Below are 15,662 nucleotides of genomic sequence, written 5' to 3'. Positions count from 1 at the left end.
GCGTGTTTGGTAACCACACCGATACCGGAGGTCCTCACCTACTTCCGCTCACCACGCCGTTCACAACCTGTCTGGGAGTTACAACTAGGTTACAACTTTCCGTTGACAAGTCAACACGAACGGGAGTAAAACAACACATACCAACATGCCGAGGACGTCAAATCGGCCCATACCCCACATAAACGGAGAATCGTGTACGCGGAGGAACGGCAGCAGGCGATCGCCAACCGGGTGCTGTCCCAGGGTCGGGCCTCGGTGGCCGAACTGGCTCAGGCCTACGACGTGACCACCGAAACCGTGCGCCGCGACCTCGCCGCGCTGGACCGGGCCGGCGTGGTGCGCCGGGTCCACGGCGGGGCCGTCCCGGTGCGGGCACTGCACGTGGTGGAGCCCGGCGTCGACGAGCGCGAGGTCACCCGATCCGACCACAAAGAAGCCATCGCCCGGGCCGCCGCCGAATTCCTGCCACTGTCGGGGGCGGCGGTGCTGTTCGACGCCGGCACCACCACCGCGCGGGTCGCGGCGATGCTGCCGTCCGACCGGGAACTGGTCGCGGTGACGAACTCGGTGCCGATCGCGGCGCGACTGGCCACCATGGGCTCGATCACCCTGCAGTTGCTCGGCGGCCGGGTCCGCGGGCTGACCCAGGCCGCGGTCGGCGAGCCGGTGCTGCGGGCGCTGGACACGCTGCGCGTGGACATCGCGTTCATCGGCGCCAACGGGATCACCGTGCGACACGGACTCTCCACCCCCGACAGCGACGAGGCCGCGGTCAAACGCGCGATGGTCCGGTGCGCCAACTATGTGGTGGTGCTGGCCGATTCGTCGAAGGTGGGCCGCGAGGAGTTCGTCAGCTTCGCCCCTATCGACAGTGTCGACGCCCTGATCACCGACCCCGAGATCAGCGCAGAGGACCGCGCCGCCTTGACCGCCCAGGGAATCGAAGTCGTCGTGGCAGGAGAGCAACTGTGATCGTCACCGTCACGCCCAACCCGAGCATCGACCGCACCGTCACGTTGCCGACGCCGTTGGTGCGCGGCGCGGTGCATCGGGTGCAGTCGGTGACCAGCGAGCCGGGCGGCAAGGGAGTCAACGTGGCTCGGGCGCTGACCCTGGCCGGCCTGGACACCGTCGCGGTGCTGCCCGCCGCCGCCCACGATCCGATTGTCGTGGCGTTGGAGTCCGCCCATGTGCCGTTCTATGTCGTGCCGATCGACGGTGCGGTCCGCACCAATCTTGCAATCACCGAATCCGACGGCACCACAACGAAGATCAACGAGCCCGGCGCCGTGATCGAGCCGCCCGCGCTGGCCGCGTTGACCCAGGCGATCCTCGACCGCGCGGCGTCCGCCCGGTGGGTCGTGCTGTCCGGGTCACTGCCGCCCGGCATTCCGGACCACTGGTATGCCGATGTGGTGGCCCAATTGCAGTCCTACAGCTGCAAAGTCGCGGTCGACACCTCCGATGCCCCGCTGGCCGCGCTGGCCGAGGGTTTCGCCGCCGCGGCCCCCGATCTCATCAAGCCGAACTCCGAGGAACTGGCCAGTCTGGCCGGCGTGGACGCGCAGATGTTGGAAGAGGCCCTGAGCCAGGGCAATCCGGATCCGGTCGTCGCCGCCGCGCACCGCCTCATCGATCGGGGCGCCAAGACCGTGCTGGCCACCCTCGGCGCGGCGGGTGCACTGCTGGTCAACGACACCGGTAGCTGGCTGGCCACCCCACCACCGATCAAACCCAGGAGCACCGTCGGCGCCGGCGACTCCGCCCTCGCGGGTTACGTGCGTGCCGACGTCGGCGGCGCACAGGCGCCGCACCGGCTGCAGATGGCCGTCGCCTACGGCAGCGCCGCTGCGGCACTGCCGGGTTCGGCACTGCCGTCACCGGCCCAGATCGACCTCGACGACGTGGCAGTCACCTCGATATCGCCCTACGCCCGCCCCTGAAAGGCAGCCCACCATGACCAATTCCACCGCGTCCATCATCAGCACCGATCTGGTGCTCCTCGACGTCGACGCCGGGTCGGACAAGGAGTCGGTGATCGGCCGGCTCGCCGGCCGGCTCGCCCACACCGGCCGGGTCAGTGACCGCGCCGCACTCCAGGCCGCCGCCATGGCCCGCGAGGCCCAGTCGGCCACCGGCCTTCCCGGCGGTATCGCGATCCCGCACTGCCGGTCCGCGGCGGTGTCGAGTCCGTCGATCGGGTTCGCCCGGCTGGCACCGAAAGTCGACTTCGGCGCACCCGACGGTCCGGCCGATCTGGTCTTCCTGATCGCCGCGCCGGACGGCGCCGGAGCCGAGCACATGAAGCTGCTGTCCAGCCTCGCCCGCGCGCTGGTGCGACCGGAGTTCGTGCAGTCGTTGCGAGACGCCGGATCGGCCGCCGACGTGGTGCGACTCGTCGACGGTGTGCTCAATCCCGATGCCGCCACCCCGGCTTCGGCACCCGCCACCGCCACGCCCGCTGCCGCACAGACCAAGTCGATCGTGGCGATCACCGCCTGCCCCACCGGCATCGCCCACACGTACATGGCCGCCGACGCGCTGAAACTGGCCGCCGAGCGCGCCGGCGTCAAGCTGACGGTGGAGACCCAGGGCTCCTCGGGCAGCACGCCGGTGAGCGCCGAGACCATCCGCGGCGCCGACGCCGTCATCTTCGCCACCGATGTCGGAGTCAAGGACCGGCAGCGATTCGCCGGCAAGCCGGTGATCGCCTCCGGCGTCAAGCGGGCCATCAACGAGCCCGACACCATGATCGCCGAAGCCGTTGCCGCATCCGACAATCCGAAGTCCGCTCGAGTGGAGGGCAGCGCTGCGGCCGCGGCGGAGAGCGGTGCGCCCGCCGGTGGGGTCGGCTGGGGAACCCGGATTCGGCAGATCCTGCTCACCGGCGTCAGCTACATGATTCCGTTCGTGGCCGCCGGCGGTCTGCTGATCGCCCTTGGCTTCCTGTTCGCCGGTTACGACATCGCGAATACCCCCGATGGGCAGACCAAGTCACTGGGCAACCTGATCGCCACCACCAATTCGCTGACCAACCTGCCCAGCGGCGGATTCGCCCAGTACCTCGGCGCGGTGTTGTTCACCCTCGGCGGGCTGGCCTTCAGCTTCCTGGTCCCGGCACTGGCCGGCTACATCTCGTTCGCGATCGCCGACCGGCCCGGTATTGCACCGGGTTTCACCGCAGGAGCGGTGGCGGTGTTCGTCGGTGGCGGGTTCATCGGCGGCATCGTCGGCGGCTTGATCGCCGGCTTCGCGGCGCTGTGGATCAGCCGGGCGAAAGTACCGCAGTGGGCCCGGGGCCTGATGCCGGTGGTGATCATCCCGCTGTTCGCCTCACTGATCGTCGGCCTGTTGATGTTCCTGCTGCTCGGCCGGCCGTTGGCGGCGATCACGTCCGGGCTGACCAACTGGCTCAACGGCCTGACCGGTGCGTCGGTGATCCTGCTCGGCGTGATCCTGGGCCTGATGATGTGCTTCGACCTCGGCGGGCCGGTCAACAAGGCGGCCTACGCGTTTGCCACGGCCGGTCTCAACGTCGCCGACCCCGCCTCGCTGCGCATCATGGCCGCCGTGATGGCCGCCGGTATGGTTCCGCCGCTGGCGATGGCGCTGGCCACCACCGTCCGGCCCGGGCTGTTCAGCGAGCCCGAGCGTGAGAACGGCAGGGCCGCATGGCTGTTGGGTGCCTCGTTCATCTCCGAAGGGGCGATCCCGTTCGCGGCGGCTGACCCGCTGCGGGTGATCCCGTCGATGATGGCCGGCGGCGCGGTGACCGGCGCGCTGATCATGGCGTTTGACGTCACGCTCAAGGCGCCGCACGGCGGTATCTTCGTGTTCTTCGCCATCGGTAACCTGGTGTGGTTCCTGGTCGCGCTGGCCGCAGGCACCGCGGTGGCCGCGTTCGCGGTGGTCGCCGCCAAGCAGTTCGCCGGCCCGAAGTCCGAGCCCGCCGCCGACGCCGCCCTGGCGGCTGCCTGACCGATCGCCCAAACCGACGTCTGGGCGCCGATGTTCGAGTAAACATCTCCATAACGTCGAGTTCGACACAACCGAAGGGGAGTCCATGCACACCAAGACCGTCATCGTCGGCTCGGCGATCGGACTGCACGCCCGTCCCGCCGCGATCATCTCCGAGGCGGTGGTCAAAGCCGGTGTTCCGGTGACGCTGACGCTGGAGGGCGGTGAGCCGGTGGACGCCGGCTCGGCGCTGATGATCATGACCCTGGGCGCCGGAAACGGGGCCGTCGTCACGGTCGCCTCCGAGGACGAGTCGGTGTGCGCGAGCATCGCCGAACTGGTCCAGCAGGACCTCGACGCCTGAGGGGCTAGACGAGCCCCTTCAGCATCAGGTTCCAGTACAGCCACGGCAGCCCGTACTTCTTCAGATACCAGTACGGCCGGTGCGGCTTGGTGGGATCGAGTACCGGGAACGACGGCTCCAGATGGAAGTCGTAGTCGAACTCGGCCAGCAGCATGTCGTGCGACGAGGTGACGATCGGGCACGACGAGTACCCGTCGTAGCGGGCCGGCAACGGCCGCCCGGTCAGGTAGGCGTCGATGTTCTCGACGACGACCGGAGCCTGCTTGCGGATCGCGGCGCCGGTCTTGGAGTTCGGCGTCGATCCGGCGTCGCCGAGACCGAAGACGTTGGGAAAGCGCACGTGCTGCATGGTGAACTTGTCCAGCTCCACGAAGCCGTTGTCGTCACCGGTGGACAGCGGGCTGGACTTGATCCAGTCCGGTGCCGATTGCCGCGGCACCGCGTGCAGCACGTCGTAGGCCAGCGTGCCGTCGGAGCCACCCTCGCCCACTGCGGTCAGCGTCACTTTTTTCGAATCGCCGTCCACCGCAGTGATTTCGGACATGGTGTGCAGCTGGATGCCGTAGTCGGCGATGACCTTGTCGAGGTTGTCGGCGATCGCCGGGATACCGAACGCGCGCGGGGTCGGGACCACCAGGTGTACATCGATCTTGTCCAGCACGCCCTGCTTTCGCCAGTAGTCACTGGCCAGGTAGGCGATCTTCTGCGGCGCACCACCGCATTTGATCGGGCCCGACGGCATCATGAAGACCGCTGACCCCGACCGGGTGTTGCGGATGAAGTCCCAGGTCTTGGGCGCCAGGTCGAACCGGTAGTTCGAAGACACTCCGTCGTGCCCGATCGCTTCTTCGAGTCCCTCGGTGCGGTTCCAGTCCAACTGGATACCCGGGCATACCACCAGCGCCTCGTATTCGTAGGTGGCCCCGTCTGCGCATGTCACCGTGTTGGCCGCCGGGTCAAAGGCGCTGGCCGCCTTGCGGATCCAGGTGGCCTTGGTGGGCATCACCGAGGATTCCGGCCTGGCCGTCGTCGCGGCCTTCGCCTGGCCGCCGCCGACGAGGGTCCACAGCGGCTGGTAGTAGTGCTGGTCGGACGGCTCGATCACGGCGACGTCGGTGTAGCCCTTGCGCAGCAGACGGGCTGCCACCGTGATTCCCGCCGTGCCGCCACCCACGATCAGGATCTGGTGTTTGGCTGTGATGGACATCGTTACTCCGTTTCGGTTCAGGCGTTCTGGACGGTTTCTGCCCAGGCGCCGTATCCGCCCAGGACATCGCTGACGTCGGCGAAGCCGCGTCCGCGTAGCAAACTGGCCGCCACCGAGGAGCGGTAGCCCCCGGCGCAGTACACGACGGTCGGTTTGCGGGGATCGAGCTCGTCGACGCGGTCGGGCAGCTGCCCCACCGGGATGTTGATCGCGCCGGGGATCATCCCGGCGGCGGTCTCACCCGGATTCCGGACGTCGACCAGCTGCAGTTCGGGAACGTCGGCCATCCGCTCACCCAGTGCGTTACTGGTGAGCCGCGAGGCCACCTCCACGTCCTCGCGATGGGTGAACATCTCCTGGTAGGGCTGCGCAAGGTAGCCGACGACACGATCGAAACCGATACGGGCCAACCGGTTCTTGCCTTCGAGCTCGAGGCCGGGCTCGGTCACCAGCACGATGTCGACGTCGGGTTTGACGACCGATCCGGCGAACTCGGCGTAACGGCCCTCGAGGCCGATGTTGACGGCGCCGCGGAGGTGGCCTTGGGCGAACTCTTCGGGCGTGCGACCGTCGACCAGCATCGCGCCGGCCGCCATTGCGTCGCAGACCTCGGCGTAAGTCATCGCCGGCGGCATCTTCGTCTCGTCCAGCAGTTCCCGGTCCTTGCGATTGAGGATCGCGTCGTAGACGAAGTAGCCCGGTGCCGGCGGCTGGCCCTCGGTGACGAGCTGCATGAACGTCGCCTTGTCCGAGGCTCGCAGCGCGTAGTTGGTTCTGCGCTGTTCACCCATCGTCGACCACAGGTCGGTGGACAGGTTTTTGCCGCAGGCCGACCCGGCACCGTGGGCCGGATACACCCGAGTGGTGTCGGGCAGCGTCATCAGCTTGTCGTGCAGCGAGTCGTACAGCTTGTCGGCGAGCTCCTCGCGGGTGAAGCCGATCGAGGCCAGCAGGTCGGGACGGCCGACGTCGCCGATGAACAGCGTGTCCCCGGTCAGCACGCCGTACGGCACGGTGTCGGCGGCGTGTTCGTAGATCACGATGCTCAGCGACTCGGGGGTGTGGCCCGGGGTGTGCCGGAATTCCAGCTGCACCTCACCGAGCGAGTAGCGCTCGCCGTCGTGCACCGGCAGGAAGTCGTATTCGGGCTTGGCCACCGAGGAGTAGACGATCTTGGCGCCGGTGGCCTTGGCCAGCTCCAGGTGACCGGACAGGAAATCGGCATGGAAGTGGGTTTCGATGACGAGTTCGATGCGCATGCCGAGCTCGGCGGCGTCGGCGAGGTATTCCGAGACGTCGCGCTGCGGATCGACCACGACCGCGCGGCCGGTGGTCTCGTCACCGATCAGGTAGGAGGCGTGCGAGAGGCAATCCAGGTAGTACTGGTTGAACTTCATGGTCAGTTCCTTTCGACAGTTGTGGACGATCAGGCTGCGCTGGCGCGCGCCGTCAGGGAGCGCAGAGGGCAGGCGGCAATGTGGTTGCAGGCGAAGGCCATCGCGAAGGCCAGGGCGGTCAAGCCGACGCCGGTGTAGCCGATGACCGGGCTCAGTTCCTCGCCGAGGATGACCGAGGCCATCACCAGGACGAACCATCCGAATGCCTTTCGGAGCACCTCGGGATTGACCTTGGCGGCGAATCGCACCCCGACCAGTGCACCGATCACGGCGGCTGCGGTGACCAGGCCGGCCACGGCCCAGTCGATCCGGACCACCGAGAGGTATCCGGCCAACCCGGCGAAGGAGTTCATCGCGATCACCGCCAGCGAGGTGCCGACCGCGATCGGCATCGGCAGGCCACCGAGCAACACCAGCGCCGGGACCACCAGGAATCCCCCGCCGGCTCCAACGGTGCCCGTCACGAGGCCGAGCGCGAGGCCGATCACGGCGCTTTTGACCACGGGCATCCGGTGCGTCGGGTCCAGCGCGGCCCCGGCCCTGCGGCCCCGCAGCATGGCGATCGCGGTGGCGACCATGATCACGGCGAAGGCGATCAGCAGCACATGGCCCGGGATGAACCGGGTCAGCTGGCCGCCGCTGTACGCGCCGACCATCGAGCTGGCGCCGAACAGCAGCGCGGTTCGCCATTGCACCCGGCCGGCCCGGGCGTGGGAGACCGCGCCGACCGCACTGGTCGCCCCGACCACCAGCAATGAGGTGGCGATGGCGTGCTTGGGGTCCAGACCGGCCACATAGGCCAGCAGGGGCACGGTGAGGATGGATCCACCGCCGCCGAGCAGGCCCAGGGACACACCCACCACGACGGCCAATCCGATTGCCAGCGCGATCATGTGCGTCCCTTCCAGCTCCGCGGGAGATATACCCTGTGGGGTATCAACACACTCCACAATAGATACCTATGGGGGTATGTGCAACGTGCCGTGGTGCCCCGGGTGGAAAAAGGGTCTTTGGTCCTTGCGGGCGATCCGCTGCTAGCATCCGGGGATGGCCGAGGCGCCCACTGGCAGCAAGGCGGGCGGGCGACTGGGCGAATTCCTCCGAGAATCCGGCTACTTGCGCAAGTGGCTCATTCTCGGGGTGGCGATCGGCGTGATCGCCGGTCTCGGCGCCGTCGTCTTCTACCTCGCCTTGGCGTACACCGGTCAGTTCCTTCTCGGCCACCTCGGCGGTTATCACCCGCCCGAGGCGTACGCCGACGGCGGCGGCACCGGGTCAGCCGGCTTCGACCGGCCCTGGGCCATCCCGCTGATCGCGTTCGGTGGCGCCCTGGCGTCGGCGATCCTGGTGGCCAAGCTCGCACCGGAAGCCGAGGGGCACGGCACCGACAACGCGATCGAGGCCGTCCACACCGATCCCCGATCCATCCGCGCACGCGCGGTGCTGGTGAAACTCGTGTCCAGCGCGCTGACCATCGGCTCCGGCGGGTCGGCCGGCCGGGAGGGTCCCACCGCGCAGATCTCGGCGGGATTCGGGTCACTACTGACCCGGGTGTTCGACCTGTCCGACGCCGACGGCCGGATCGCGGTGTCGCTAGGCATCGGGTCGGGCATCGGCGCGATCTTCGGCGCACCACTCGGTGGCGCGGTGCTGGCCGCGTCGATCGTGTACCGGGAGGACTTCGACTACAAGGCCCTGATCCCCGGCTTCGTCACCTCCGGCACCGCCTATGCCGTCTACGGGTCGATTCTCGGTTTCGAGCCGATGTTCGGATTCGTCGAACACGACTACGTCTTCGACCCGGCCCAGCTGGGCTGGTTCGCGGTGATCGGAATCGTCTCGGCGGCAATCGGTTACCTGTATGCGCGGGTGTTCTACGGCACGGTCGCCCTGACCCGGCGGCTGCCCGGCAACAAAATCGTCAAACCCGCCGTCGGCGGTCTGCTGGTCGGCCTGCTGGCCTTGGCCATCCCGCAGATCCTGTCCAGCGGCTACGGCTGGGTTCAGATCGCCACCACGCGTGAGGGGCTGATGTCGATCCCGCTGTGGATCGTGCTCGTGCTGCCGATCGCCAAGATCGTGGCCACCTCGCTGTCCATCGGAAGCGGCGGCTCCGGTGGAATTTTCGGGCCCGGCATCGTGATCGGCGCCTTCGTCGGCGCGGCGCTGTGGCGGCTGGCCGAGTTGGCAGGTGCTCCGGCGGTGCCATCGGGCCCGGGGGTCTTCGTCATCGCCGGGATGATGGCCTGCTTCGGCAGCGTGGCGCACGCCCCCCTGGCGGTGATGCTGATGGTCGCCGAGATGACCGGGTCGTTCTCGGTGGTGCCCGGCGCCATGGTCGCCGTCGGCATCGCGTACCTGATCATCATCCGCACGCCGGTGTCGATTTATCAGGCTCAGCGGCTCAACCGTGAAACCGCAGCCGCCCAGCGGGTCAGCGTGCCCGCGCCAGAGATCCTGACTGCTCCCGATCCCGACGAGCCCCCCAGGTAGCGCTGGCCAGGTCACTGTCTCAATACGATTCAGCAAAGACCCGTGCGTCAGCGGCTCCGGTCATGGGATCCTTCCCCCATTACGGACCCGCTTCATCGACGAAGGGTTTTCCAGTGACCGCTCCCACGATGACACACCGGCTTGCCGCGGAATTCGTCGGCACCTTCTTACTGGTTCTGGGCGGCTGCGGCGCAGCCGTCTTCGCTGCCAACCCCGCCGAGGACAGCTCGGTGGGCATCGGATTCCTGGGCGTGTCTTTGGCTTTCGGCCTCACCGTGCTGACCGGTGTCTACGCATTCGGCACGATCTCGGGCGGACACTTCAACCCGGCCGTCACGTTGGGCGCTGCGCTGGCCAAGCGGGTGGAGTGGAAAGCGCTGCCGGCGTATTGGGTGGTTCAGGTCATCGGTGGCCTGGTGGGTGGCGCCGTCATCTACTGGATCGCCAAGGGCAAGCAGGGATTCACCGCGGCCGGCCACATGGCGGCCAACGGCTATGGCGAGCACTCGCCGTTCAACTACTCGATGGCCGCGGTCATCATCGCCGAGGCGTTGCTGACATTCCTGTTCCTGCTCGTGATCCTGGGCGCGACCGACAACCGAGCACCAAAAGGGTTCGCGGGCTTGGCGATCGGCTTGATGCTCACGCTGATCCACCTGATCTCGATCCCGATCTCGAACACGTCGGTGAACCCGGCGCGCTCCACCGGTGTCGCGTTCTTCAACGCCGACGGCGCACCGGCCCAGCTGTGGGTGTTCTGGCTGGCCCCCCTGGCCGGTGCCGCCGTCGCCGGCGTCGTCTACCCACTGCTGTTCGGCCGGGGAGAGGAACTGGCCGACCGGCCGGTGCGCGACGACGCGTTGGAGCGCTGAGCGTCAGCGGGCCGCGCCGGCTGCGCTCTTCTCCGTCGACTTGCCCTCGTGAGCCAGTGTGCCACCGGCATTCTCGAGGTGCGCCCGGACGAACCACTGAAACTTCTCGAGCGCGGCGGCGTGGCCGATGAGGATGTCCTGGGTCACCGGGTCGAGTTCCTCGGTGGTCTCGATGGCCTTGCGGATGTCCTCGATGACACCGTCGTAGACCAGGTCGACGGCTGCCAGGTGGGCCTGGACGGTGTCGCGGCCGACGGAGTAGTCGTCCCAGGTACGGTCTTTGAGGATCGCACCGGGGGTGCCCTGCGGTGAACCGCCCAGGGTGGCAATGCGTTCGGCCACCTCGTCGGCATACCCGCGGACCAGTTCGACCTGCGGGTCGATCATCTCGTGCACGCCGATGAAGTTGGGGCCCACGACATTCCAATGCACATGCTTCAACGTCAGATGGAGGTCGTTGTAGGTGCTCAACTGCTTCTGCAGGAGATCGACGACCTTGCGGCTGTTTGCTTGCGACATTCCGGGGACGGTGAACTTCGATCCCATGGATCGCTCCTTTCGCGTTCTGGCTTCACCCCGCCACATACCCGGGTTGCGGCGGTGGTAATCGCGCAGCGCCGTCAGGTCACAGGTTGCTGATCTGCTGGACCGGCAGACGCGCCCCGCGGCGGGGTTCGTAGGCCAGTCCGCTGGCCTCGAGCAGCCGCACCACCCGATAGCGATGCGGGCGCATCGGCTCGAGCAGTTCCACCATCGCGGCGTCGTCGATCGGCCGGCCGATCAACGTCCAGCCGATCATCTTGGCGACGTGGTAGTCACCGATCGACAGGGCGTCTGCATCGCCGAAGGCCCGCTGCGCGGTCTCGGCGGCCGTCCACACCCCGACACCGGGCAGCGTGGTGAGGGCTTCGCGGGCCTGCACCGGCGACCGGCGTGACAACCGCTCCAGCGCGTCGGCTCGCTGCGCGCAGCCGACCACGGTGCGGGCCCGCCCAGGATCGACGTTGGCGCGGTGGAACTCCCAGGACGGGATCCCTCGCCACACCTGCGCCGACGGCGGGACCCGCATTCGCGCCGGCGCAGGACCCGGCGCCGGCGTGCCGTATTTCGTCACCAGCAACCGCCAGGCCCGGAAGGCATCCGCACCCGGAACCCGCTGCTCGATCACCGCCGGGATCAGCGCCTCCAGCACCCGGGCGGTACGGCCCAGCCGCAGATGCGGCACCCGCTTTTGGGCCGCCGCCACGACCGGATGCGCCGGCTCGAAGCCGTGCGCATCGTCGTCGAAACCCAGTAGGGCGGGCAGGGCGTCGACATACTCTTCGGCGCCGTCACCCCAAGCCTGACACGCGACGGTGTCGGCGGCCGTGCGGAAGATCCTGGCGGTCACCGGCCCGCTGGCCGGCAGGCTGGTCCGCCAGATCGTCCGTTCGCCGTCGAGTTGGTAGCACGGATCGCCCGGCCCGCGGCGCTGCGGCGCCAGGGTCAGGCCCGGGCTGACCGGTCCGGGGAATGTCAGCGTGCGCTCGACCGGCACCTGGTCAGTCCGGGTCGACGGTGATCTCGGCCCGGTCGGGGTAGAAGGCGACATGCCCGGCGATCGCCGCGACGGCGGGATAGGGCTGCTCGTAGGTCCAGATGGCGTCGTCGACGGTCAGATCACCGACGGTGACGTTGTAGTAACCGGCGTCACCCTTGTAGGGGCAGTACGTCTGGGTTCGGCTGCGGCTCAACACCTTCGGATCAACGTCGCCGAGCGGGATGTACTGGACGACCGGATAGGTCGCTTCACTCAGGCCGAGCGCGGTGCGGGTGTCGGCCACGAGTTGGCCGTTGACCCGGACCTGCACCCGCCCGCCGGTCGGGGTGATGGTGATCGGATGCTCGGCGGTGGGCTGTTTGATCTGTCGGGCGCTCATCAGCGGTTCTCCTCGCAATCGGGGTAGGCGGTGCAACACCGTCTGAGCGCCATGATTCCCCGTTTTCGGTCAGGGCCGCCGGGCAATCGTGTCGGCAACCACCGCGATCGGCGAGGTGGTCGACCGGCCGCCCGCCTCGTGCCGGTCGGCCAGCTTGTACGCGCTGTACATGCCGCGGACGCCGATCCAGCGCAGCGGCTCGGGCTCCCAGGTGGCCGAATGGTGGCCGACCCATGGCATCTCGGTCAGTGGTGTCGAGCGCTTGAGCACCAGGTCGGTCAACGTCCGGCCGGCCAGGTTGGTGGCCGTCACGCCGTGGCCGACATAGCCGCCGGCCTCGCCCAGCCCGGTCGCCGGGTCCAGGCTGACCCCGGCCGACCAGTCCCGCGGCACACCCAGCACCCCGCACCAGCCGTGAGCGATCGGAACTCCCCGGGTCTGCGGCAGGACGGTGTTGAGCACCCCGGTCAGGTAGTCGATGGTGCCCTGCCCGACGGCGCCGTCGTGGTCGATGCGAGACGCATAGCGGTAGGGCACCGCCCGCCCGCCGATCGCGATGCGGTTGTCGGCCGTGCGCTGCGCGTAGAAGAACCCGTGCGCCAGGTCGCCCATGGTTTCTCGGCCTTCCCAGCCGATGCTCGCCCAGATGTCGTCGGCCATCGGTTCGGTGGCGATCATCGCGCTGTTCATCGGCAACCAGCGCCGGCGGAGGCCGCGCATCCGTGCGGTGAACCCCTCGGTGGCGCGCAGGATGATCGGCGCCCGCACCACCCCGCGCGGCGTGTCTGCACGCCCCGGGCTGATCGTCGTCACCGGCGTCTGCTCGTAGATCGTGACGCCGAGGCGTTCGACGAGATCGGCCAGGCCGCGCGCCAGCTTCGCCGGCTGGATGCGGGCGCAGTGCGGGTTGAACGAGCCGAGCACCAAACCGTCCACCCGGATGCGGTCGGCGGCTTCGGCGGCGGTCAGGATCTCGATGCCGTCGGTTCCCCATTCGCGGTCCTCGTCGACCTCGGCGCGCAGCCGACGGGCCTGCGCCGCGTTGCGCGCAACCTCGAGGTTGCCGCCCTTGACAATGTCGGCGTCGATGTTCTCGGCGGCGGCGACCGTGATGACCTCATCGACGGCGTCGTTGAGCAGCTGTTGCCAGGCCACCACCGCGCCGCGGCCATATTGCTTGGCCAGCAGTCCGCGGTGGCCCGGAGCCAGTCCGGACAGCCAGCCGCCGTTGCGTCCGGAGGCACCGAACCCGGCGAACCGCGACTCCAGGATCGTGATCCGCAGCGACGGATCAGCCTTCTTCAGGTAGTAGGCGGTCCACAGCCCGGTGTAGCCGGCGCCGACGATGCAGACGTCGGCGTCCCGGTCACCGGGCAGGGCGGGACGAGGGTGGGGCAGTTCGGTGAACCAGTGCGAGACGGCGCCGTTGATCGTGGCCATGGGGAGAATCTTGGCAGCCGAGCCTGAGAACGCGCCACGGTGGTGGGGCTCACCCGACGACCAACTGGCCGTGCATCATCGGGTGGTAGGTGCAATGGAAGGCATACGTTCCGGGTTGGGTCGGCGCGGTGAACGTGGCGGTGCCGTTGCCGTCGACCTCGACGTCGAACGCGTTGCCGGAGTCGGCGGTGACGGTGTGCTCGGCCCCGTCGCCGTTGGTCACCGTGATCGTGGCACCCGGGGCCACCGAGGCCGGCGTGGTGTATTTCATGCCGGCGATGCCGATCGTCGGGCCGGCCGCGGCGGCCGGGGACGCGGTGGTCACCGACGTGGGCGAGGAGGCCGCCGGGGCGGGCGCGGAGGGAGGCCCCGACGAGCACGCCACCACCAGCAGCACGGCGGCGAACAGATCAGCGGCGAGCAGGACAGCGATGCGTGGCGTCATACGCGGGACACGTATTCGCCGGTGACCGGGTTCAGTCCGGTTGGGCCGCCTTCGCCTTGCGCTTGGCCTCGCGCAGTCCGACCCAGAACCTCGCTGCCTCGCGGATGGACTCCTCGACCGGACGCGGTTGCCAGCCCAGTTCGCGCACGGCCTTGCCGTGGTCCAGTGGGCCCTCGGCCCGCATCAGCCGCAGCGAGCCCAGCGAGAGCTTTTCGTCGGTGCCGCGCAGCCGGGCTTTGGCGGTTCCCAGTGCGGCCAGCGCATAGGCGAGCGGCAGCGGGATGGTCTTCGACGGCGGCGGGACACCGGCTTCGGTGGCGGCGATCCGCGCCACGTCGGCGTTGCTGATCATCTTCTCCGAGATCAGATAGCGCTCTCCGACCCGGCCGCGCTCGGCGGCCAGGATCATCGCGCGGGCGGCGTCGTCGACGCCGACCGCTTCCAGTTCGATGCCGCCCATGACGAACGGCAGCTTGCCGAAGGCCGCCCCGGCGATGATGGCGCCATGCGGGGTGCGGCCCCAGTCGCCGCTGCCGTAGGTGGTCGACACGCACATGGCGATGGCGGGCAGCCCCTGCTCGCGCGCGTAGCGCAAGACCAGTTCTTCGGCCTGCACGCGGGACCGGACGTAGGGGGTCAGGCCCTTGTCTTTGATGATGTCGGTTTCGCTGGTGGTCGTGCCGCGGCGGCGCTCGACGGTGACGTAGCTGCTGGTGAAGATGAACCGGTGGAGGGAGAATTCGAGCGCGATCTCGAGGACGTTGCGGGTGCCCTCGACGTTGGTCCGGAACAGCGGGGTGGGATCGCTGAGCCAGCCTCGGGCGTCGACGACGCAGTAATAGACGTCGTCGACCCCGGCCATCGCCTCGCGCAGCACGTCGTTGTCCCAGATGTCGCCGACGAAACGGGTGACGTCGAGGTCGTCGATCGAGATGGTGGACGCGTTGGGGCGCACCATGACCCGGACCTCGTGGCCGTCAGCGACCAGCTGGCGAGTGACATGCGAGCCCAGGAACCCGTTCGCCCCGATGACGAGCTTGGTCACTTACGCGCCCCCATCGCCTGCATCCAGGCGGCCGCCTCGTCGTCGAGGGTGCCCAGTTTCTCCGCCTTCTTGCACCACTTCATGCCGGCCTGCAGGAACTTCACCGGGTTGTAGATGTCCTCCTGACGCGACCACAGCCCGTCGCCGGCGTAGGTGACGATCGAGATGTTGGTGGCGCTGATGATGGTGCCGTCGCCCGGGTCGCGCATCGGGTTGTCCAGCTCGCAGATGACCCGCCCGGTGTCCTCGTCGAACACCTTCCACAGCGACGGAAACTCGGTCATGTAGCTGCCCGGAAAGCTGCCCATGGTCTTGGTGATCCAGGCCCGCACCTCGTCGCGGCCCTTCATGGTGCCCATCGCGTGCTCGATGTAGTCGACATCGGGGGTGTAATGACTCACCCAGGCGTCCCAGTCTTGACTTCGAGCCGCGTCGTCGACCGTCTTCTCGAAGATTGCGAATGCTTCGGTCAGTTCATCCCGGGAAAAGCGCGCCACAGCATCAAACTAGAACACGTTCTACC

The 15,662-nt window shown here is 68.3% G+C and carries 16 protein-coding genes; 6 read left to right on the top strand and 10 right to left on the bottom strand.

Features of this window, described 5'->3' with window-relative positions:
* Window positions 1–192: 192 nt before the first annotated feature.
* From MSZK_RS23520 to MSZK_RS23505, 4 genes are all read left to right on the top strand, one after another.
* Entirely contained in the window at window positions 193–972 is a 780-nt protein-coding gene (locus MSZK_RS23520) for a DeoR/GlpR family DNA-binding transcription regulator (protein ID WP_099250951.1), read from the top strand.
* Complete coding sequence (gene pfkB, locus MSZK_RS23515) at window positions 969–1,943, top strand: 1-phosphofructokinase (RefSeq protein ID WP_099250950.1); 975 nt, start codon at window positions 969–971, stop codon at window positions 1,941–1,943. Before MSZK_RS23520 ends, pfkB begins: the two co-directional genes overlap by 4 nt.
* Before the next feature lie 13 nt (window positions 1,944–1,956).
* Window positions 1,957–3,978: a fructose-specific PTS transporter subunit EIIC gene (locus MSZK_RS23510; RefSeq protein ID WP_099250949.1), complete on the top strand. Its 2,022-nt coding sequence runs from the start codon at window positions 1,957–1,959 to the stop codon at window positions 3,976–3,978.
* An 85-nt stretch (window positions 3,979–4,063) separates the two neighbouring features.
* Complete coding sequence (locus tag MSZK_RS23505) at window positions 4,064–4,321, top strand: HPr family phosphocarrier protein (protein WP_099250948.1); 258 nt, start codon at window positions 4,064–4,066, stop codon at window positions 4,319–4,321.
* 4 nt (window positions 4,322–4,325) lie between these two features.
* Here MSZK_RS23505 and MSZK_RS23500 read toward each other — a convergent pair whose 3' ends face one another.
* Genes MSZK_RS23500 through MSZK_RS23490 form a run of 3 tightly spaced genes read right to left on the bottom strand, consistent with a single transcriptional unit; the run spans window position 4,326 to window position 7,818 of the window.
* Window positions 4,326–5,528, bottom strand: a complete 1,203-nt coding sequence (locus MSZK_RS23500) for an FAD/NAD(P)-binding oxidoreductase (RefSeq protein WP_099250947.1) — start codon at window positions 5,526–5,528, stop codon at window positions 4,326–4,328.
* Between the two features lie 17 nt (window positions 5,529–5,545).
* Entirely contained in the window at window positions 5,546–6,925 is a 1,380-nt protein-coding gene (locus MSZK_RS23495) for a rhodanese-like domain-containing protein (protein WP_099250946.1), read from the bottom strand.
* A 29-nt stretch (window positions 6,926–6,954) separates the two neighbouring features.
* Window positions 6,955–7,818 carry a sulfite exporter TauE/SafE family protein gene (locus MSZK_RS23490; protein ID WP_099250945.1) on the bottom strand — a complete coding sequence of 288 codons (864 nt, stop codon included), beginning with the start codon at window positions 7,816–7,818 and terminating at the stop codon, window positions 6,955–6,957.
* 154 nt (window positions 7,819–7,972) lie between these two features.
* Between MSZK_RS23490 and MSZK_RS23485 the strand changes: the two genes are divergently transcribed.
* Entirely contained in the window at window positions 7,973–9,418 is a 1,446-nt protein-coding gene (locus tag MSZK_RS23485; RefSeq protein WP_099250944.1) for a chloride channel protein, read from the top strand.
* Between the two features lie 113 nt (window positions 9,419–9,531).
* Entirely contained in the window at window positions 9,532–10,290 is a 759-nt protein-coding gene (aqpZ, locus tag MSZK_RS23480) for an aquaporin Z (protein ID WP_099250943.1), read from the top strand.
* A 3-nt stretch (window positions 10,291–10,293) separates the two neighbouring features.
* Here aqpZ and dps read toward each other — a convergent pair whose 3' ends face one another.
* The 7 genes from dps to MSZK_RS23445 all read right to left on the bottom strand — a co-directional run bounded on the left by dps (window position 10,294) and on the right by MSZK_RS23445 (window position 15,636).
* Window positions 10,294–10,836, bottom strand: coding sequence for a DNA starvation/stationary phase protection protein Dps (gene dps / locus MSZK_RS23475; protein ID WP_099250942.1), 543 nt, complete (start codon window positions 10,834–10,836; stop codon window positions 10,294–10,296).
* A 79-nt stretch (window positions 10,837–10,915) separates the two neighbouring features.
* Entirely contained in the window at window positions 10,916–11,827 is a 912-nt protein-coding gene (locus MSZK_RS23470; RefSeq protein WP_099250941.1) for a DNA-3-methyladenine glycosylase, read from the bottom strand.
* 4 nt (window positions 11,828–11,831) lie between these two features.
* A complete protein-coding gene (locus MSZK_RS23465) occupies window positions 11,832–12,209 on the bottom strand; it encodes a DUF427 domain-containing protein (protein WP_099250940.1) in 378 nt (125 codons plus the stop codon).
* Between the two features lie 69 nt (window positions 12,210–12,278).
* The gene (locus tag MSZK_RS23460) at window positions 12,279–13,649 is read right to left on the bottom strand and encodes an FAD-binding oxidoreductase (protein WP_099250939.1); all 1,371 of its coding nucleotides are present in this window, start codon (window positions 13,647–13,649) and stop codon (window positions 12,279–12,281) included.
* Window positions 13,650–13,698: 49 nt separating this feature from the next.
* Window positions 13,699–14,094, bottom strand: a complete 396-nt coding sequence (locus tag MSZK_RS23455; protein ID WP_099250938.1) for a cupredoxin domain-containing protein — start codon at window positions 14,092–14,094, stop codon at window positions 13,699–13,701.
* Between the two features lie 31 nt (window positions 14,095–14,125).
* Entirely contained in the window at window positions 14,126–15,139 is a 1,014-nt protein-coding gene (locus tag MSZK_RS23450; RefSeq protein ID WP_099250937.1) for an NAD-dependent epimerase/dehydratase family protein, read from the bottom strand.
* Window positions 15,136–15,636, bottom strand: a complete 501-nt coding sequence (locus tag MSZK_RS23445; RefSeq protein ID WP_099250936.1) for a nuclear transport factor 2 family protein — start codon at window positions 15,634–15,636, stop codon at window positions 15,136–15,138. Before MSZK_RS23445 ends, MSZK_RS23450 begins: the two co-directional genes overlap by 4 nt.
* Window positions 15,637–15,662 lie beyond the last annotated feature (26 nt).

Source organism: Mycobacterium sp. shizuoka-1 (assembly GCF_002723835.1).
Classification (GTDB): Bacteria; Actinomycetota; Actinomycetes; order Mycobacteriales; family Mycobacteriaceae; genus Mycobacterium.
Note: the sequence above shows the minus strand (reverse complement) of the source record. Positions and strands in the feature narration are given on the sequence as shown.

What these genes read in the sequence shown, in the direction of transcription:
- MSZK_RS23495 (WP_099250946.1), bottom strand. Translation starts at nt 6,925, where the DNA reads ATGAAGTTCAACCAGTACTACCTGGATTGCCTCTCGCACGCCTCCTAC.
- MSZK_RS23505 (WP_099250948.1), top strand. Translation starts at nt 4,064, where the DNA reads ATGCACACCAAGACCGTCATCGTCGGCTCGGCGATCGGACTGCACGCC.
- MSZK_RS23460 (WP_099250939.1), bottom strand. Translation starts at nt 13,649, where the DNA reads ATGGCCACGATCAACGGCGCCGTCTCGCACTGGTTCACCGAACTGCCC.
- MSZK_RS23510 (WP_099250949.1), top strand. Translation starts at nt 1,957, where the DNA reads ATGACCAATTCCACCGCGTCCATCATCAGCACCGATCTGGTGCTCCTC.
- MSZK_RS23465 (WP_099250940.1), bottom strand. Translation starts at nt 12,209, where the DNA reads ATGAGCGCCCGACAGATCAAACAGCCCACCGCCGAGCATCCGATCACC.
- MSZK_RS23455 (WP_099250938.1), bottom strand. Translation starts at nt 14,094, where the DNA reads ATGACGCCACGCATCGCTGTCCTGCTCGCCGCTGATCTGTTCGCCGCC.
- dps (WP_099250942.1), bottom strand. Translation starts at nt 10,836, where the DNA reads ATGGGATCGAAGTTCACCGTCCCCGGAATGTCGCAAGCAAACAGCCGC.
- MSZK_RS23490 (WP_099250945.1), bottom strand. Translation starts at nt 7,818, where the DNA reads ATGATCGCGCTGGCAATCGGATTGGCCGTCGTGGTGGGTGTGTCCCTG.
- MSZK_RS23485 (WP_099250944.1), top strand. Translation starts at nt 7,973, where the DNA reads ATGGCCGAGGCGCCCACTGGCAGCAAGGCGGGCGGGCGACTGGGCGAA.
- MSZK_RS23500 (WP_099250947.1), bottom strand. Translation starts at nt 5,528, where the DNA reads ATGTCCATCACAGCCAAACACCAGATCCTGATCGTGGGTGGCGGCACG.